The 19,140-nt window shown below is 42.1% G+C and carries 21 protein-coding genes; 9 read left to right on the forward strand and 12 right to left on the reverse strand.

The window, feature by feature from the left end:
• Positions 1 to 18: 18 nt before the first annotated feature.
• Entirely contained in the window at positions 19 to 1,104 is a 1,086-nt protein-coding gene (locus GM418_RS05810; protein WP_158864073.1) for a fatty acid desaturase family protein, read from the reverse strand.
• A 328-nt stretch (positions 1,105 to 1,432) separates the two neighbouring features.
• Here GM418_RS05810 and GM418_RS05815 point away from each other — a divergent pair, with 328 nt between their 5' ends.
• Complete coding sequence (locus GM418_RS05815) at positions 1,433 to 2,371, forward strand: PD40 domain-containing protein (protein WP_158864075.1); 939 nt, start codon at positions 1,433 to 1,435, stop codon at positions 2,369 to 2,371.
• A gap of 232 nt (positions 2,372 to 2,603) precedes the next feature.
• Here the strand turns inward: GM418_RS05815 and GM418_RS05820 are convergent, their stop codons facing one another.
• From GM418_RS05820 to GM418_RS05840, 5 genes are all read right to left on the reverse strand, one after another.
• The gene (locus tag GM418_RS05820) at positions 2,604 to 3,428 is read right to left on the reverse strand and encodes an IS982 family transposase (protein WP_158864077.1); all 825 of its coding nucleotides are present in this window, start codon (positions 3,426 to 3,428) and stop codon (positions 2,604 to 2,606) included.
• 177 nt (positions 3,429 to 3,605) lie between these two features.
• Positions 3,606 to 4,205, reverse strand: a complete 600-nt coding sequence (locus GM418_RS05825) for a DUF6623 family protein (RefSeq protein ID WP_158864079.1) — start codon at positions 4,203 to 4,205, stop codon at positions 3,606 to 3,608.
• A gap of 56 nt (positions 4,206 to 4,261) precedes the next feature.
• Positions 4,262 to 4,408, reverse strand: a complete 147-nt coding sequence (locus GM418_RS05830) for a hypothetical protein (protein ID WP_158864081.1) — start codon at positions 4,406 to 4,408, stop codon at positions 4,262 to 4,264.
• 134 nt (positions 4,409 to 4,542) lie between these two features.
• The gene (locus tag GM418_RS05835; RefSeq protein ID WP_158864083.1) at positions 4,543 to 4,995 is read right to left on the reverse strand and encodes a hypothetical protein; all 453 of its coding nucleotides are present in this window, start codon (positions 4,993 to 4,995) and stop codon (positions 4,543 to 4,545) included.
• Between the two features lie 361 nt (positions 4,996 to 5,356).
• Entirely contained in the window at positions 5,357 to 5,548 is a 192-nt protein-coding gene (locus tag GM418_RS05840) for a hypothetical protein (RefSeq protein WP_158864085.1), read from the reverse strand.
• Positions 5,549 to 5,589: 41 nt separating this feature from the next.
• On the opposite strand from GM418_RS05840, the gene GM418_RS05845 reads away from it, so the two are divergent.
• The 6 genes from GM418_RS05845 to GM418_RS05870 all read left to right on the forward strand — a co-directional run bounded on the left by GM418_RS05845 (position 5,590) and on the right by GM418_RS05870 (position 9,231).
• Complete coding sequence (locus GM418_RS05845; RefSeq protein ID WP_158864087.1) at positions 5,590 to 5,979, forward strand: hypothetical protein; 390 nt, start codon at positions 5,590 to 5,592, stop codon at positions 5,977 to 5,979.
• A gap of 162 nt (positions 5,980 to 6,141) precedes the next feature.
• Positions 6,142 to 6,552 (forward strand): hypothetical protein, encoded by a 411-nt coding sequence (locus GM418_RS05850; RefSeq protein ID WP_158862757.1) that lies wholly within the window; start codon positions 6,142 to 6,144, stop codon positions 6,550 to 6,552.
• Between the two features lie 14 nt (positions 6,553 to 6,566).
• A complete protein-coding gene (locus GM418_RS05855) occupies positions 6,567 to 7,493 on the forward strand; it encodes an IS3 family transposase (RefSeq protein WP_246222758.1) in 927 nt (308 codons plus the stop codon).
• On the forward strand, positions 7,490 to 7,630 hold the full coding sequence (locus GM418_RS05860) for a hypothetical protein (protein WP_158862759.1): 141 nt from the start codon (positions 7,490 to 7,492) through the stop codon (positions 7,628 to 7,630). Before GM418_RS05855 ends, GM418_RS05860 begins: the two co-directional genes overlap by 4 nt.
• A 330-nt stretch (positions 7,631 to 7,960) precedes the next feature.
• On the forward strand, positions 7,961 to 8,284 hold the full coding sequence (locus tag GM418_RS05865) for a hypothetical protein (RefSeq protein ID WP_158864089.1): 324 nt from the start codon (positions 7,961 to 7,963) through the stop codon (positions 8,282 to 8,284).
• Positions 8,285 to 8,328: 44 nt separating this feature from the next.
• A complete protein-coding gene (locus GM418_RS05870) occupies positions 8,329 to 9,231 on the forward strand; it encodes an HNH endonuclease (RefSeq protein WP_158864091.1) in 903 nt (300 codons plus the stop codon).
• Positions 9,232 to 9,848: 617 nt separating this feature from the next.
• Here the strand turns inward: GM418_RS05870 and GM418_RS05875 are convergent.
• The 3 genes from GM418_RS05875 to GM418_RS05885 form a co-directional block, all read right to left on the reverse strand.
• Positions 9,849 to 10,103, reverse strand: coding sequence for a hypothetical protein (locus GM418_RS05875; RefSeq protein WP_217447714.1), 255 nt, complete (start codon positions 10,101 to 10,103; stop codon positions 9,849 to 9,851).
• 68 nt (positions 10,104 to 10,171) lie between these two features.
• Positions 10,172 to 10,447 (reverse strand): hypothetical protein, encoded by a 276-nt coding sequence (locus tag GM418_RS05880; protein ID WP_158864095.1) that lies wholly within the window; start codon positions 10,445 to 10,447, stop codon positions 10,172 to 10,174.
• A 283-nt stretch (positions 10,448 to 10,730) separates the two neighbouring features.
• Complete coding sequence (locus GM418_RS05885) at positions 10,731 to 11,207, reverse strand: hypothetical protein (protein ID WP_158864097.1); 477 nt, start codon at positions 11,205 to 11,207, stop codon at positions 10,731 to 10,733.
• Between the two features lie 505 nt (positions 11,208 to 11,712).
• Here GM418_RS05885 and GM418_RS05890 point away from each other — a divergent pair.
• A complete protein-coding gene (locus GM418_RS05890) occupies positions 11,713 to 11,856 on the forward strand; it encodes a hypothetical protein (RefSeq protein WP_158864099.1) in 144 nt (47 codons plus the stop codon).
• 326 nt (positions 11,857 to 12,182) lie between these two features.
• Positions 12,183 to 13,550 (forward strand): citrate (Si)-synthase, encoded by a 1,368-nt coding sequence (locus GM418_RS05895; protein ID WP_158864101.1) that lies wholly within the window; start codon positions 12,183 to 12,185, stop codon positions 13,548 to 13,550.
• 181 nt (positions 13,551 to 13,731) lie between these two features.
• Here the strand turns inward: GM418_RS05895 and GM418_RS05900 are convergent, their stop codons facing one another.
• The 3 genes from GM418_RS05900 to GM418_RS05915 form a co-directional block, all read right to left on the reverse strand.
• Positions 13,732 to 15,861: a xanthine dehydrogenase family protein molybdopterin-binding subunit gene (locus tag GM418_RS05900; RefSeq protein ID WP_158864103.1), complete on the reverse strand. Its 2,130-nt coding sequence runs from the start codon at positions 15,859 to 15,861 to the stop codon at positions 13,732 to 13,734.
• Between the two features lie 535 nt (positions 15,862 to 16,396).
• The gene (gene tnpA, locus GM418_RS05905; protein ID WP_158864105.1) at positions 16,397 to 16,861 is read right to left on the reverse strand and encodes an IS200/IS605 family transposase; all 465 of its coding nucleotides are present in this window, start codon (positions 16,859 to 16,861) and stop codon (positions 16,397 to 16,399) included.
• A 711-nt stretch (positions 16,862 to 17,572) separates the two neighbouring features.
• A complete protein-coding gene (locus GM418_RS05915) occupies positions 17,573 to 18,817 on the reverse strand; it encodes a PQQ-binding-like beta-propeller repeat protein (RefSeq protein WP_158864107.1) in 1,245 nt (414 codons plus the stop codon).
• Between the last annotated feature and the right edge of the window lie 323 nt (positions 18,818 to 19,140).

Below are 19,140 nucleotides of genomic sequence, written 5' to 3' on the forward strand. Positions count from 1 at the left end.
AATATTCAATTCAAGGCTTTACACCTTTGTTGGCATCCCCAGGAGTTTCAGCATTCGTACATGCTGGATTACAGCACTCAGAAAACTGCTGTTTACATGATAGGGCATTCCAAATTTTTTGGCTTTTTCCTGTACAATCCCGGCGATTTTCCGGTAATGTATATGGCTGATGTTGGGAAACAGATGATGTTCTACCTGGTGGTTTAAACCACCTACCATCCAGGTAAACAGCCGGTTTTTGGGCGCAAAATTACAGGTGGTATACAATTGATGAGCTGCCCAGTTGTTATTGATTTCACCGTTTTCATCCGGTAAGGGATACTCGGAGGAAGGCACTACATGAGCCGTTTGAAAAATACTCGCCAAAACCAGTCCCCCGGTAAAATGCATCAGCAAAAAACCTGTTACCACCCAATACCATGCAACCGGGACAGTAAAAAGGGGAACGACTAGAAAAAAGAAGTAATACAGGATTTTCGAAACAATAAGATCAATCAGCAAACTACGGTATGTTCTTTTTCCGCTGAGCTTCACACCCATTTCTTTTTTGTACCTTTTTAATCTTCTGAAATCTGTAACAATTATCCACGAAATGGTCATTAAGCTGTAAAAAAACCAGGCATACAAATACTGGTAACGGTGCATCTTTTTTAAAGGCCGGTGAGGCGAAAGCCGCAGTACCTCCGGCGGAGCAATATCTTCATCGTGTCCTTCGATATTGGTGTAACCGTGATGAAGTGTATTGTGCTGGTACCGCCAGTTGGGAGGAAACCCACCCAGCAGATACAATGAGTTGCCAAATATTTTATTCATCCACTTTTGTTTCGAAAAAGAACCGTGGTTTGCATCGTGCATTGTGGACATTCCTACTCCCGACATACCAAATCCCATAACTACCCAACAGGCCAGCACCGGAAGTACCGAAGTAAAAACGCCTGAAATCATAAGAATCAACGGTACAAAATAAAGCAGCGCCATTACTGCCGTTTTAAAAATAATGGCTTTATTTCCATAGGGCTCTATGTTGTTTGTTTTAAAATATTCGTTTACGGATGTTCTTAACTCGGTTAAAAAATCTATTTTATTTTTAGAATATCTGATCATTTTTTTACACTTTATCTCTTTGTTTCTGAAGTCCGGGTTTTAACAAAATCCAGCACAAAATTTGATTTCACTTTTGTTTTACAAGGACTCAGATACCCTAACATCTATTCTGATAGTAAGGTTTAGCTGTTTCTGCTTTTATTCTCAAAATTTTAAAATCGGAAGTTTGTAAGCCGCATTTTGGTGCCGGAAATATACAAGATGAAGCAAAAAAACTCCAAAATGAGGTCAAAAGGGAAAAATAAAATCTGAGCAATTGATTTTCACAAGGTGAAACAAAATAAAATCATTCACGTAACTGTGTTGTTTCCAACTCATAATAACATCAATGAAAACGAACCTTTACCTTCTTCTTTTTATGGCAATAGCTTTTCTTGTCGCGAATTGTGAAAAATCCGGCGATGAACCTCAACCGGGGAATGAACCCGATAGTCTTCCCGGAAAAATTGTTTTTCAAAAGGTAACTTCGCACACCTTGAAAGTGGCAACTGCAAATTCGATGCACAATTCAACATCATATGGCGACGCAATGATTTACACACGTCCGGTTTGGTCAGATGATGGCTCCCGATTTGCTGCATTTGATTTATTAAACGCCGCTGAAACCGGCTCTTCATCTGTTTTTGCCCTTAAAATTGCCGATACACAGAACGAAACCCATACAAGCCGGGAAATCGGGAGCTCCACACAAATTGACTTAAACGGATCGCCAGCCTGGTCGCCCGATGGAACGACCATTGCTTTTCTTGTCGCCCCATACAACAAAATCATTTATCTGAATACACAAAACGGAGATACCGTTCAAACTGAATTTTCAGATAAAATCTCCGGTGATATAACGGCACTTGCCTGGCATCCGGATGGAGATATTGCCATAAACATTCTTTTCCGGCACGATTTTCAAAACGACAACGGAATATGGCTGATTGAACCTTTTAGTACAACATTAAAGGAAAAAATAGCTTCCGTAACGGAAATCTACGGGATTGAATTTCTGGACTGGAATAAAGCGGGTTCAGCGCTGTTGTTATCGGACTCGTCCTACAACGATATTTACATTTTGATTACAAATACAGGTGTTATTACCCCAATACCAAATCTGTACGGATTGGCCCCCTGCTGGTCCGCTGATGGCAAATACATAATGTATACAGGCATATCGGAACACAATGGGTCTGCCCTTGTTCCCGGTTTGTTTGTTTCGGATGTGAATGGTTCATTTGAAAAACTGCTTATTACAGATGCGGGATATTCCGACTGGCATTAAAAACACACTCGTTTTCTTCCCTATGGAGAAGTACTTACAAACCGGCAGGACAGAAGTGTTTTTTCCTGTTGGTTTTTTTGCAAAACAGATAAGACCCCGGGCCGGACCGTTGATTCATCACGACTTATTGTTCGCAACTTTTTTGTCGTTAAAAATGACTTGTGAATTTGCTTCCCGGTACAGACTATACGCAGACAGAGAAAGACAGGGTATATTTAATTAATTCAAGTTGCTATTTTTCAATTTTATTCAAAGTATATGAAAATAAGAACATTATTACTTTTAGGATGAATCCGTAATCAGTTACAGCATGTATTTTCTTTGGCAATAATGTTGTTATTTCACTAAAAGTTGTTTCAATACGTTTGCGCATTGATTCTATCAGGAATTCCTGATACGGCTCACGTTTTCGTTTGGAGTTGCATTTTCTGGCAACAAGTAATTCTATTTGCTCTGCATCTCGAAGCATGTCCTCTATTTTGTAATTTGTATAACCAGCATCAGCATAAACCCGGCTTCCCTGTTCTAAATTAAACGGTAATTGTTTTAAAGCTTCTGAGTTATGCTTGCTTCCCGGCAAAAAAGTATATTCTACCGGAATACCCTCAGTAGTTACCATTACATGGACATTAAAGCCATAGAACCATCGTCGCATGGTAGCTTTTTTGCCTCTGTATATTTCCCCTTGTATAAGTTTGGAGTTGGCTATCCGCATATTATCACAGGTTTTTACAGGAAAACTGTCAATGATATATTCTGATTCAATATTTAATTCCTTTATCATTCCTGAAAGCTGAAAGAAAAGATCAACGATTAAATCCCTTATCATGTGCAACCTCCTGTTGAAACGACTTTTAGAAAGCATATTAGGTATTAAGCTTACCGAGCGCATAAAGCAAATAGCCTTTTCCTGGTTACCTGAAAAATAAAGAGCAGAGATAACTGTTGTGGTAATTACTTCTGCATCCGAAATGTTCCGGTTTTGTGGTTCAGTATGTTCTATCTCTTTCAGCAAATCATCAATAATTGTGTAAATTGCGATCGATTTTTTAATCATATCCTCCAGGTTGTTTTGTTTCGCAGCAGAAATCTGGAGGATTATTTTTAATTATCCCATAAAATGCTGCTGTCCAAAGCTATTTTGTTAAAAACTTCTTTCTTTTTGTTCATGCTACTCGAATTATTCGATTTTAAAATGCTTAATTTTAATGCTTTAACTAGCAACTTGAGTTAATTAAATAAAATCTCCCCCCGCAGCGTAAAATTTAATCTTGTTGTAGCTTATATATTTACCAAAAAACGAGACACCAACCGAAATACTAATTCCGTAGTAAACAGGTATTGCAGGTTCCAGAATAAACTGATTTACGTTTTCCTTAATCGTTTTGTGCTCTCCGGACAGCTCAAGATTGTCAAAAGTCTTAATTCTGTTTGCACCGTCCCATACATGAACGCTATGAATTTTTGTACCATACCATCTTTCCGGGTCTTCGTGATGTGAAGCAACAGCGCACCTGAAGAGAACAAATATTTTTGATAGTTTTAGCCTTGTTCCGTTTAAAATAACCGGTGAATGTAAAGCAATATGAAACCAGTTGTTGGTATCCTTTTCACCATAAAATTTTGCACCATCTCCCTGTCTTAAAATTCCAAGCCAGGCATCGCCATCATCTATCGTACAAACACCGAGTCTGTGACCAATGAGAAAATTTGGCCGTTCAACCTGTGTGGAAACGCCATGTGCCCAGGCCGCATATTTTAGCTGGGGCGGAGAAACTAACCTTGATGACAGCTTTCCTTTTTGCGTAATATTTCGATTTATATTATTTCCCATGATTATATAGAATGATTCTTAATATAAATAAAAATTGCCGGAAAATCAAATTTGACTTATCGGGTCATTCGCCGCATAAACCATTTTCTTCCTGCCACTCCGTCTGAATTCAAATCATCGTGCATTTCAAAAATTATTTGTTTTGGGAATGCTGACACCCCTCCCCGCCGGAGCGAAACAAATGCCGGCTGTTGACCATTCATTTCTCTTTCAAACTACGATTCAAATTAATATTATCCCCGCACAGGTTTCGCCTCCTCACAGGAGGAGTACCCGGGAGCGAACGAGGGGGAGGTGGTTATGAGCTTTTATACCCCCACCAAAAAAACTGCTCCCTTTAAAATGCGTAGCCAATACCAATCAGAGGCAGGATAAAATTATCGGGGGAATAAATGGCTGAGCCTTTCAAAAGAAAGCCTTTGGGGCCCTGGTAGCGGTAACCGACACGCATCGTAAAAAAACCACCGCCGCCAAAAACGTCGACAATGGAACCCGCTCCCGCTTCAAAAAAACTTTTGGGGCCACCACTTACAAGTGCCAGTTCGGCCAGGGGCAAAAACGGATCCCAAATCATAAAACCGCCTTTCAGGGCAAGAGCCAGACGCTCATCAAGCGGAAAAAGGCGTTCGTAACTGTACATCAGCAAATCCTCACAGTAAACCGCATTAAGCTTCATGGTATAAAACCCTGAGCTGTCGGAGGCCTGACTGTTTGCAGCGATTTGATTTGTCTGTGAAAAGGAACCAATGGAAAAGGTTAACATGAAAACAAAAGCAACAACTCGTTTCATGACCGTAATTTTTGGTTTATAATAAGGTACAAAAATTAACGGTCCGGTACAATGTTATAAAACGCTTACCCGGCCATACCCTGCGGGTACTTTTAATTTTCTGCAATTGTTTTTTGCCGATACAAGCGACATACCACTTCCCCTGCCTCCGGTATTTACCGGGACGAGTAGCCTATTTACCCGTGCGAGTAGCTCCCCGACCCATCCGGGTAAACGGTTTTCACTATTCGGGTAAGGGTTTTATGTGTCCTGTTGCATTTTACCCCGAACGAGTAAAAGATTTTATATAATCGGGTAAGGGATTGGGGGAAACGGGTAAAAAATCTGGATACACGAGCTGAAGAAAAGGATGTATTGTTTACTATTCATCTCTTCCACCCCCTCGTTTGCAACGAAGCAGGTGGGCTAATTCGCTATTTACCGATAAAAACATCAAAAAAACACTTTCAGGTATTTTAACCACCGATACACTTTCTCCATTTACCGACAGAAGAATTCGATTGGCTGGATATTGCTGTTTTCGCCTCCAATAAAATGTAATCTTTGTTCCCATTATTAGGAAACAGAAAACAATTAGAAAAGATGAAAACGTTAATGAAACAAATTACAGCCGGAACATTTTTAGCCATTTTATTATTCGCCGGAAATGTAAAAGCAGAAGGAACAGAAATAAAAGCCTCAAGCCATGAGAGAATGGAAACAGCACTACAGTTGGAAAACTGGATGACAGACGAAGCAATCCGGAATACAAAGGCTGCATCGACTGCAGATTTTACGACGGAAACAGAATCAGCGCTGGAACTTGAAAACTGGATGACCAGCGATTTGACCCGGAACAATATCCTTGCAGAAAACATGGAAACAGAAAACGAACTGGAACTGGAAGCATGGATGACCAACGAAACTGTTTGGAGCGCTTCTGAAACAGATACAGATAAAGAATTAGCACTGGAAAGCTGGATGACAGACAACAATATTTGGTAAATTTTTTCATAGTATAGTTTAGTTAGGAAAAAGAGGGTGCAGGCAATTGCACCCTCTCTTTTTTGTGCTTCTGATTATTGTACGGATCTGCCCCTCGCTTACAACGAGGAGCAGTGAAGGGTGTCTTATACTGAAATAACTTGACGCAAAAATGTCAAGAAAATGAAAAAAAGGAATGAATCCATGTTAACAGATTACATGGATGGATTTGAAGAAAAAACAGTTAATTACAGTAATTATGAAGTAAGCTTCCGACGTTGGCTGGTAGCGCAGATTGATGCTGGAAATATGAGTTACCAGGAAGCACGGGAACGATTTTCATTATCAAGATTTGAATATAAAAAGATCATAAAGCGCTGGCAGGAGAGATATTCCGACGAAATCCACATATCTTTACAGATGATGAGTGCAAAAGAAAGAACAGACCACAAAGCGTTGGAGAAACGCATCAGGGAATTGGAAAAGCAGTTGGAACGTGCGCAGATGAAGAATGTGGCGCTGAACACTATGATTGACATTGCAGAAAACGACTACAAACTCGAAATCAGAAAAAAGTCTGGACCCAAACAGTAGATGTACTGGCACGCATGTATCCTTTGGTTTCCAAGGCGGTACTATGCGAACTGTTTGGGTTTACCCGCCAGGCCTGGTACGACAATAGGAAACGTCAATCCGGGTACCAGATGGAGGAAGTTTTTATATTAAGACAGGTAAAAGATTTGCGTAAAGAGCACAAGCGGATGGGGACAGAGAAGCTCCACCGGCTGATTGCGCCGACCCTTCAGAAACATAATATTAAATATGGAAGGGACAAGTTTTATATCCTGCTGCGGGAACATGGCCTGTTGGTCAGGCGGCGCAGGCGCAGGCCTAAAACAACCAATTCGAAGCATTTTTTCCGCAAGTATCCCAACCTGGTAAGGGATATTGAGATAATGAGTTCCGGGCGTTTATGGGTTAGCGACATAACCTACATTCGCACTGAAAAAGGTTTTGTTTACCTCTCGCTTGTTACCGATGCATATTCCAGAAAAATTGTTGGCTGGTGCCTCTGGCCCGACCTCACCAGCGAAGGGGCTTTAAATGCTCTAAAGATGGCCATTTCAGGGGAAGGGGTGAAGCAGAACCTTATCCACCATTCCGACCGCGGCATCCAGTATTGCTGCACCGACTATGTGAACTACCTGCAAGGTTCAAATATCAATATTTCGATGACAGAAAACGGCGACCCCTATGAAAACGCTATAGCCGAGCGGGTTAATGGTATTTTAAAGAATGAATATGATTTAAACGAAACTTACCCGGATTATCATGCAGCCCTGGAAGCAACAAAGGTTGCGGTTTACAAATACAACAACAAACGTCCGCACCGCAGCGTGGATTTTATGCTTCCGGTGGATGCACACAAGGAATCGGGATCACTTAAAAAGCACTGGAAAAAGCGGGAATTTAATACGACGGGAAAAGAAGCAACAGAATACAAACCTGCAACAAAAACCAGCGATAAAAAATGAAGCTGCACAAAAAAACAGGAAGAAGAATTATATCTGTCCCTTTAATCAGGGATAAGACAGAAAGGAATGAGCAGTTACAGGGATTAAAAATATGCAGGAAAGAATTTGCAAGAATAAAAAATGAAATAGTTTTGTAAATCAGTAAATGCAGAATAAATATTTACATCTATCAGAAATTAAAGTTAAATCTGTCAAGTTATTTCAGGAAAGGACAGGGCCCCAGGCAATCTTCGTGTCTCCCCGGACAATTTTAGTGCTCCCTGGTACAATTGACCGCTCCCCGGGCTACTTTTATTATCCCGCAGACGATTTCACGCTTCCCCGGACGATTTTTGCTCTCCCAAAGGCAGGTTAGGTCTCCCCCGACGATTTTTTTGAGTTCCCGGGCAAATTTAAACGCTCCCCAGGCCCTTTTTCTTATTCCGCAGATAGTTTCAGGCTTCCCCTTGTAATTTTTTGCACTCCGCATGAGACAGGAACCACTCCCCGGCCAATTTTGGTGCTCCCCGGTAAAATTGACCGCTCCCCGGGCAATTTTTATTGTTCTGCCGGAATATCAAGCTCTCCCCGGCATTCTTTTCTCTCTTTTACTTCGAAATGAACATATTATTTGGAATAATGGAAATCCCGCACATCAAAAATCTTCTAAAAGCTTTGTGATGAACGGGTTTTGGCTGGATTTGTATATTTTGTGGTATTCCATTGTTGTTAAAAAGGCGGGAGCAGCAAATACACCGACACAAACAAGGGACAGGTGTAATTTGAAAAATTATCAACATTTTGAATATTAATCGTTAGCAATCATTATATTTAGTATCCCATTCGACTAAAACTAATGGAAAACCTAAAAAGCCAAAACATCAGATCTGCTGTCTTTAACTGGTTAAATTCACTTGTTTTTAAATATCCAGACAAAGTAATTCCATCAAAGGAACTTACTCACGGCTGTATTATTAATGGTGAACGTATTGTTTTATCCGGTGCTCAAGGAATATGGAAACCCAAACAATTAGAATATCCAATTTCAATAAAATCGGTTAGTGACAGTATTTATGATGATGTACATTTAGAAGATAATTTAATACACTACAAATACAGAGGTACCAATCCCAACTTCTATGTGAATGTTGGATTGCGTGAATGTATGAATCAGAAAATTCCTTTGGTCTATCTTCATCAGGTTGTAAAAGGAAAATATCTGGTTGAATGGCCAGTTTTTATTGTTGCCGATGATCCCAGAAATCTAACCTTCACCGTTGAAGCAAATGCACATCAAATTGATTTTAATTCTCATTTAGATATTACCGAAGAACCCAACGAACTGGAACGAAAGTATGCTACAAGGCAAATGATTCAACGTTTGCACCAGGGAACTTTCCGGGAAAGGGTTTTAGAAGCTTACCATGAACATTGTGCAATGTGCAATTTAAAACATCGCGAATTGTTGGATGCTGCACACATTATTCCCGACAACAAAGGAGGAAAACCAGTTGTACCCAATGGACTTTCATTATGCAAAATTCACCATGCAGCTTTTGATCAAAATATCATTGGAATTACTCCTGATTACCAAATGCATGTGCGTGAAGATATTCTTAGCGAGATTGATGGGCCAATGCTGAAGCATGGAATCCAGGAAATGCATGGGAATAAATTGATTTTACCTCGATCATCTTCTTTGCAACCGAATAAAGCGTGGTTGGAAGAACGATTTGATGCATTTAAAAGAATAGGATAACAAAAAAACTAATTAACCTCATGTATCTTTCTGAACTTAAACTTTGGAATTAATGGTGATAATTTTGACTCGGCAGAACCTGCATTTTTTCGATGATCGGACAATGCCAGAGGTATTGTATGTGTATAAAAAGAGAGCCAACCGGCAAAACATCCGACTCCGGCCGGAGTCGAATTCCCTCTGCCTGTCAATGTTTTTATAAACATGTGATGCCGCCGGCATCAGGCACACCGGCATTTCTGATTTTGTGTCTTTCCCTCTAATGCGGCTCATGTTGCAGGAGCGGGTTGCTTTGCCATGTACGTCCGCCATACCGGCAAATGTACAATTTAAAACAAAACCTGCATTTTTTCGCTGATCGGACAATGCCGGAGGTATTGTATGTGTATAAAAAAAGAGAAAAAACGGGGGAAACATCCGACTCCGGCCGGAGTCGAATTTCTTTTGCTTAAAAAAATTCTATAAATATCGGATGCTGCGGGCATCCATTCCTCTCAGGTAAAACATGTTTAATTTCAAAAACAAATCCAGCGGATTTGAATATGTATAGAAATGAAATTGTGAAATAAAAGATGCGACTCCGGACGGAGTCGAATTCCCTCTGCCTGTTAATGTTTTTATAAACATGTGATGCCGCCGGCATCAGGCACACCGCATTTCTGATTTTGTGTTTTTCCCCTAATGCCGCTCATGTTGCAGGAGCGGGTTGCTTTGCCATGTACGTCCGCCATACCGGCAAATGTACAACTTAAAACAAAACCTGCATTTTTTCGCTGATCGGACAATGCCAGAGGTATTGTATGTGTATAAAAAGAGAGCCAACCGGCAAAACATCCGACTCCGGCCGGAGTCGAATTCCCTCTGCCTGTCAATGTTTTTATAAACATGTGATGCCGCAGGCATCAGGCACACCGGCATTTCTGATTTTGTGTCTTTCCCCCTAATGCGGCTCATCTTGCAGGAGCGGGTTGCTTTGCCATGTACGTCCGCCATACCGGCAAATGTACAATTTAAAACAAAACCTGCATTTTTTCGCTATCCAAACAATGCCGGAGGTATTGTATGTGTGTAGAAATGAAATCGTGAAATTAAAGGTTCGACTCCGGCCGGAGTCGAACTTCCCTTGTACATTGGCCATTCTATAAACATGTGATGCCGCTGGCATCAAACGTTCCTGAATTTCGAAATTGGTGTATTTACCTTTTATACGGTTCATAGTAAAGAAAGGTGATTATTATCGTGCACCATGCCGGCAAATTTTCTATAGCTGACAAAACAACCATTTTCCCGCTATCCAAACAATGCCGGAGGTATTGTATGTGTGTAAAAATAAAATCGTGAAATAAAAGGTGCGACTCCGGCCGGAGTCGAACTTCCCTTGTACATTGGCCATTCTATAAACATGTGATGCCGCCGGCATCAGGCGTTCAGGAATTTCGGGATTGGTGTATTTGCCTTTTATGTGGCTCAAATTAAAGATGCGGGAATTTTATCGTGCATCATCCCGGCAAATTGTCAGCATGTAACAAAACAACCATATTCCCGCTAACCGAACAATGCCGGAGGTATTGAATGCCTATAGAAAAAATATATTGGAAAGGTAGCGTGCGACTCCGGCCGGAGTCAAATTTCCCGACACATAATTTCTTCTGTAAATACGGGATGCCGCCGGCATCCATTCCTCGCAGATAAAACATGTTTAATTTCAAAACAAATCCAGCGGATTTGAATATGTATAGAAATGAAATTGTGAAATAAAAGATTCGACTCCGGCCGGAGTCGAATTCCCTCTGCCTGTCAATGTTTTTATAAACATGTGATGCCGCTGGCATCAGGCACACCGGCATTTCTGATTTTGTGTCTTTCCCCCTAATGCCGCTCATGTTGCAGGAGCGGGTTGCTTTGCCATGTGCGTCCGCCATACCCGCAAATGTACAACTTAAAACAAAACCTGCATTTTTTTGCTGATCGGACAATGTCGGAGGTATTGAATGTGTATAGAAAAAATATGTTGGAAAGATATCGTGCGACTCCGGCAGGAGTCGAATATCACATGCATGAAAATATTTCTATAAACATGTGATGCCGCCGGCATCATGCACACCGCATTTCTGATTTTGTGTCTTTCACCCTAATGCAGCTCATGTTGCAGGAGCGGGCTGCTTTGCCATGTACGTCCGCCATACCCGCAAATGTACAACTTAAAACAAAACCTGCATTTTTTTGCTGATCGGACAATGTCGGAGGTATTGAATGTGTATAGAAAAAATATGTTGGAAAGATATCGTGCGACTCCGGCAGGAGTCGAATATCACATGCATGAAAATGCTGTTATATACATGTGATGCCGGCAAATTTTCTATAGCTGACAAAACAACCATTTTCCCGCTATCCGAACAATGCCGGAGGTATTGAATGTGTATAGAAAAAATATGTTGGAAAGGTAGCGTGCGACTCCGGCAGGAGTCGAATATCACAGGCATGAAAATGCTGATATATACATGTGATGCCGCCGGCATCAGGCGTTCAGGAATTTCGGGATTGGCGTATTTGCCTTTTATGTGGCTCAAATTAAAGATGCGGGAATTTTATCGTGCATCATCCCGGCAAATTATCAGCATGTAACAAAACAACCATATTCCCGCTAACCGAACAATGCCGGAGGTATTGAATGCCTATAGAAAAAATATATTGGAAAGGTAGCGTGCGACTCCGGCCGGAGTCAAATTTCCCGACACATAATTTCTTCTGTAAATACGGGATGCCGCCGGCATCCATTCCTCGCAGGTAAAACATGTTTAATTTCAAAAACAAATCCGGCGGATTTGAAAATGTTCAAAAGCGAAACCCGGTAAACCCTCCTTCAGTATCATTAAACAGGGAGTATTTCATCCAATTCTGATACGATGGAATTGAACCTTATTTTTTGAAAACAGTAAAAACGAACAGTCATGAAAAAATTAAAGGAAAATGTAAGGCTTAGAATAGAGACGCAGGGCAGAGAAATCGCCCGTATTCTCGAAAATTATTCCGACACCGAAATCGGAAAAGTTACCGTAAAACACCTGATGGGTGGAATGAGAGGCCTGCAAGCCATGGTTTGCAACACCTCGTATGTCGATCCTCAGAAAGGGCTCTTTGTTGGTGGATTTGATGTTCCTGCATTCTCGGGAAAAACACCGGAAGAGATTCTTTACCTTCTCTGTACCGGAGTATTCCCCAAAAAAGATGCACTGACAGAACTCAGAGACGAGCTGGCCAAACGCCATGAGGTGCCCCGCCATGTATGGCCCCTGTTGCGTAATCTTCCCAAAGACACTCATCCAATGACGATGCTGAGCATGGGGATACTTGCCATGGACAGCCAGTCGGTATTTAAACAAAAATATTCAGAGGGAATCCCCAAAAAGGAACATTGGGAATACACGCTGGAGGATTCGCTCAACCTGATAGCAAAACTCCCCGAACTGGCTGCAGGGATTTACCGCATCCGCTTTTTTGACGGGGAACTGATTTCCTATGCTCCTTCGCTCGACTGGGCAGAAAACCTGGTGCATATGCTTGGAATAGAAACAGCGGATTCTTCGTTTGCCGATTTTATGCGGCTGTATCTTGTGCTCCACTGCGACCATGAAGGCGGAAATGTGAGTGCTTTTACGGCAAGAGTGGTGAACTCGGCTCTGTCGAATATTTATTACGCTGCCTCGGCGGGACTAAACGGGCTTGCCGGTCCGCTGCACGGACTTGCCAACCAGGAATGTCTCCGGTTTATTCAGCGAATTCACGATCAACTGGGTAAATCTCCAGGCAAAGAGGAAATTCGTTCTTACGTACTAAAAACACTTGACTCGGGGAATGTAATACCGGGTTATGGTCATGCCGTACTCCGCGCTACCGATCCCCGCTTTACCGCTTTCCTGAAATTCAGCGGGAAATACTGCGACACAACTCCTTATCTTCAAACGGTTAAGGATTTATATGCGGTGGTTCCCGGATTACTTAAGACATATAAAGGCGGAAAAGTAGCCAATCCGTATCCGAATGTGGATGCAATTTCAGGAACATTGCTGCATTACTACGGACTGGAGCATTTCGATTATTACACGGTATTGTTTGGCGTCTCACGAATTTTGGGTTTCTGCGCACAGAATACCATTGCAAGAGGACTAAACCAGCCCATTATCCGTCCAAAAAGTGTGACCAATAAATGGTTACTGGATTTCCTTGGAAAGGCTTCAAAAGATATTAAACATCAAAAAACGATGTCCATCAAATTTCCGAGAAAAAAGCAAACCCGTGAAAGTTTGAAGAGAGAGTAAAAAGAGCGTTGGCCATTGGTCAGCGGGAAGTTCAAAGTTTATAAGGGGTAAAAGTTATCAGTTGCAGAGGGCAGTAAAGGTTTTAAGTCTTTACGCTTCTCTGCGGCTTTTCTGTGTTCTTTGTGGCAGAAAGAATTCAGAATCCGCTGTTCAGGGTTTTGTGTTTTTGGTGATGCGGGATTTATTTTTTTATTGCCGCCAGTATGCGCCCGGGTGTCATAGGCAATGTAAGTACCCGTGCCCCTACCGCATCAAAAACTGCATTGGCAAGTGCAGCGCCCATTGTGGTTATGGCCGGTTCCCCGCACCCCTGGGGTGCAAGTTCCGGGTTGTCAATCAGCACAATATCCATTACCGGCACATCGGAAAAGCGGGTAATCCGGTACGAATCAAAATTTTCAGTAAATATTGTCCCCCCGCTGAATTCTACCTCCTCCGACAGTGCAGCACTGATGCCCATGGTAATCCCGCTTTCAATCTGTAATCGGGCACCTTGCGGATTAATAATCTCGCCCATGTCCTGTGCACAAACCACACGTTCTACTTTTACCTCACCGGTGGTTTTGTCCACAGTCACCTGAGCAATGGTTGCCACGTAGGAATTAAGATAATTCGTACAGGATATGCCGTATCCTTCACCACTGGGGCTTTTCTTAAAATCGTGCCCGAATTTGTCGCCGGCCGCTTCGATTACACGAATCATTCGTTCATCAGTCAGGTTATTCAAACGAAAGCTCAGCGGATCCGTTCCGGCTGCCTGCGCAAGCATATCGGTAAACGATTCCATGGCAAACACGTTTGTGTTGCTTCCGGGGCCTCTCCATGCCCCCGTGTCAAACGGATGCACGCTGCCTCTGCTGTGCATTTTTACGCTGTAGTGCGGGATGTCGTAAATGGGTTCCGAACTTCGCGCCCCCCCGAAAAGGACATCACAATCCCAAAAAGTAGTGAGGCCTTTGGCGTTTAACCCGGCTTTGAGCTGAACCACAGCCGCCGGGCGAAAAGCATCGAAAAAAAACTCTTCTTTTCGTGTCCATGCCAGCTGTACGGGATGCCCTGTAATTTTCGACAATTTTACCGCCTCGCTGATTTGCCTGCCCGATTTTTTGCCGCCAAAACCACCCCCTACAAAAGGAGTGATTACCCGCACGTTTTCTTCGGGAATATTTAAAGCATTAGCTGCTGTTTCACGTACGCGAAAAGGGGCCTGTGTTGAAGCCCAAACCGTCGCCTTGTCGCCTTCTGCATGCGCCAGTACCGTATAGGGCTCCATTGGTGAATGAGCCACATAGTGATTATAAAATTCAGTTTCGATGTTTTGTTTTGCCGCAGCTTCTCCTTCAGTGAGGTTTCCGTCTTCTATATAAACCCTGCCATCGGGTGCAGCATTTTTTAGCGTATCGAAAATAGACTGATTATCTGTTTTTGGAGCGGTAGTATCCCATTTTGCAACAATCGTTGCCAAGGCTTTTTCGGCCATCTCCGGCTTTTTATGCAACACGGCAATCAGGTCATCTTCATGAATCACCACAGAACCGTCAATATCACGGGCTTTGGATACATCTGCTGAAACCAGTCTGGCATCGTGTGACGGTGGCCGAAGCACTTTTGCGTACAACATTCCGGGGAGCTGAAGGTCACCGGTGAATTTTGCATCGCCCGTTACTTTTTGCAGGGCATCCATTCGTAACATCGGCTTCCCGGAAACGCTATGTTCAGCAACGGATTTTATGGGCACTTCAGAAATCAGTCGCTCGATCTGTTTTCCTTTTACCAGTTCGGCGTAGGTGATTTTTAATGACGGATTGCTTTTATCGCTGACCGTACCATTTTTTACCACAAGGTGTTCCGTTGTTATATTTAGTTTTTCTGATGCCATTTGCAGCAAAACTGCTCTTGCTTCGGCACCTGCCCTTCGAAGAGGCGGACCATAAAATTTTGTACTGCGCGAACCCGTGGTGCCGCTGTCCCAGGGACACAGCATAGTATCTCCCATTATCATATCAATGGAATCAAGCGCTACATCCAACTCTTCGGCCAGCATTTGTGCCATTGATGTAATGATTCCCTGTCCCATTTCAATTTTACTGCAAAACACGGACACCCGTTCGTTATCGCCAATTTTCAGATAAGCATTAAAATCGGTAGGGTAAGTTCTGCCGCGTTGCTGCATCGAAACCATACCCAGTGAGCCTGCGGTATAAAATACAAAAAGTCCACTGCCTGAAATCTTCAGGAAATCGCGTCGTGAGAAGTGACGACCATCCGAAAGATCATCATCTTGCCCCTGTGAGAATTGTTCCTTGTTCATATCTCATTCCCCCGGTTAGTTGAACATGTGATTAAAGATACAAATATTTTGGGTCTTGTATTCTTCTCTTTTTTGCGGCTCATGTTGAAGCTTCTTGTTTTTTTGTGCACATCCGCCATAGCAATTACAGATTACGGATTACAGATTCACAGTTGATGGAAAAAGTTATAAAATACAAATCCGGCAGATTTGAATACTTATAGAGATGAAATAGTGAAATAAACGGTACGACTCCGGCCGGAGTCGAACTTCCCTTGTACATTGCTTATTCTTTACACATGTGATGCCGCTGGCATCAAACATTCCGGAATTTCGGGATTGGCTTTTTTGCCTTTAATACGGCTCATTTCACACCGAAATAACCTTCATACCAACTCCATTTTTATCAAATAATAAAGATTAATAGCGTTATGAAATACAAATCCAGAGGATTTGAATGTTTATAGAAAAAACGGTGAAAATGAACACCCGACTCCATCCGGAGTCGGATTTATTTTGATATTAATGCTTCTATAAATATATGATGCCGCCGGCATCAATCATCAAACCATTGAAACAAATATTCATCTCTAAATTCAATTTCAAATGCTTTTAAAAACGCGAGATATTCCTCTTCAAAAGTTTTCTTTCTATGATGTTCTTTTTGGTTTTCAATGTAATGAATAACATTTCCCAACTGGGAATGCGAATAAGAAAAAGCCCCAAATCCTTCCTGCCATTTAAATTTCTTTGACGTAAATCCTTTTCCCTTTACCATTGCATCGGATGATTTTTTTACTTCCCTAACCAAATCGGAAAGGCAGCATGTGGGTTTCATCCCAATAAAAAAATGGATATGGTTTGATGTACCATTAATTGCTAACATTTTTTGCCCTTTGTTTTGTACAATTCCGGTAATGTATTTAAACAATTCTTCTTCCCAATCCCTGTGAATTTGTGCGTTCCGATTTTGGACTGCAAAAACTATCTGGATGTAAATTTGTGTGAATGTATCGGCCATAATGATAAGATTTTGAATGATAAAAATACAAATTTCAAAAAAACAAATCCAGAGGATCTAAAGGTATCTGAAAATTTGGTAAAAAAGGAACGGTGCGACTCCGGCCGGAGTCGTGTTCCCCGACACATAATTTCTTCTATTAATATGGGATGCCGCGGGCATCCATTCCTCACAGGTAAAACATGTTTAATTTCAAAAAAACAAATCCAGCGGATTTGAATATGTATAGAAATAATTGGTGGAATAGAACGGTGCGACTCCGGCCGGAGTCGAATTCCCTCTGCCTGTTAATGTTTTTATAAACATTTGATGCCGCCGGCATCGTTAATCATCCCGTATTTATAAAAAAACTCCCATCTGTATTTCAGGTTTGGTATTTTCCGCCTTTATGCGGCTCATACTCCGGGAGCGGATTTCTTTGTTGTGCACGTCGTACACCAGTATATTTTTACCGTTATTCCCCCTTCGACCCGCTCCGTATGACGGTTGAAAAAAAGGCAGGGAAGAAAGTTGGAAGTTGGGACTTTTTAGTCGCCGCTGGCGGTAAATAGTGAATGGTGGCAACACCCCCTCCGACCGCTGTGAGACGGTCTCGTCCCCTCAAAGATGGAGACTCCACTACAATGCTTCATTTAATTAAATCATAAAAGATTGCCGGGGAATTTTCGCCGGAGCCAGCCAAGAGAGGGCTGGCCAGTAAATCGTTGCCGGTTACGCCTTTATATCATAAACCAGCAACACACTTCCATGCCGGATAAATAACATTTTATTGTAAATGGAAGGATGTGCCCAATGCGGACCTTCGCCATCTTCTACCTGGAAGGTACTGATTACCTTCAGTTCTGAGGCATCGGGTTTTACCAGCGCCACATGTCCCCTTCGTTCTTCATAAAAATACAGCATACCGTCGGCTGAAATAACTGAACCTTTGGTTTCCCAGTTGGTTTCCCAGTTGGTTTTGCCGGTTTCCCAGTCAACCGATGCCCAGTTGCCCCTGGTATTGTCGGTCATGGTTGAGCCGTAAATTGTTCCATCAAGTAAAACCAGACCACCATGATGTGTATCGAGGATATTGTTTCGCCATTTCAGGGAAATCGATTTTGCATCATCAGACAACTTCAGAAGTAAACCCGGTTGTTCATTGCCATAGGTAATAAAAATTTCGCCCTTACTAAAAAGAGGAATATTGGCCGCTTCGCCACCGCCCTTTTCAATATGATATTGAATGGTATTGTAACTCCAAAGTACATCGCCGTTGGCTGCATCAAATCCCACCAGATCGCTGGAAGTTTGAACGAGCACAATTTTTTTCCCGCCCCACTCCACCAGTGATGATGAAGCATAAGCTTTGTCGCCACCTGTACTTTTACTTTTCCAAAGCAACTCACCTGTATTTTTATCGTAGGCCACAAGCGTGGTTTTATGACCTCCGGTAACATACAAGGCAGCATTGTCGGATAAAAGCACGGATTCCACATTTCCCCAGTACATATATTTACCATCAAATTCCTTTAACGGTTCTTTTTCCCAAATAATTTCACCTCCATTGGTGCTCAAACAAACCAGTTTACCCATTCCGCCCACGAGGTAGATTCTGTCCTTTTCGACGGTTGGCGTCCCTCTTGACTCCGGATAAGCTCGCGGCCATGCCTCGCTGTATTCTTTTTCCCAAAGCAGCTCCCCTTCCATATTGTAGGCTCCAATAACATCAAGAGTATCAGATCTGAGTCCTGTTACATAAATGACATCTTTGTATACCAACGGCTGAGACAATCCCTTACCAACATTTTCAATCTTTAATTTTAACAGCGGACCATCTGGCGGCCATGTTTTTAACAATCCTGTATCCGGGTAAATATTATCACGGGCAGGACCGCCCCATTGGGCAATTTCATTGCAGGAACCAAACAGAAGAAGTGCCGGAAACAGGGTGGAAAGAAGCGTAGACAGTTTCATAAAAAGATTTCGTTTTAGTTGGTTTTATTTTGTATAAAGAAAAGGAAAAAATTAAAATGATTGCCGGGTGGAGTAAAAAAAGCCGCGGAAAGGTTCTGAGTTGGTTGTTGCATTTTATATGCACAAGGGCAGCAGGTTATAATTTGGATTGGGGCGCGACAGTCACCCCCTCCGACCGCTTTCAGACGGTCTCGTCCCCCTCAGAGAGCTACCCTTTATACACAAATATTTGTTTTTTGATTTATTGCTGAGCTAACATTTTGTTGTTGATAAAACTTTACTTAATTATCACATTTTCAGCATATTAAGCTTGTTGTTTCTGA

This window comes from Maribellus comscasis, from assembly GCF_009762775.1.
Lineage (GTDB): Bacteria > Bacteroidota > Bacteroidia > Bacteroidales > Prolixibacteraceae > Draconibacterium > Draconibacterium comscasis.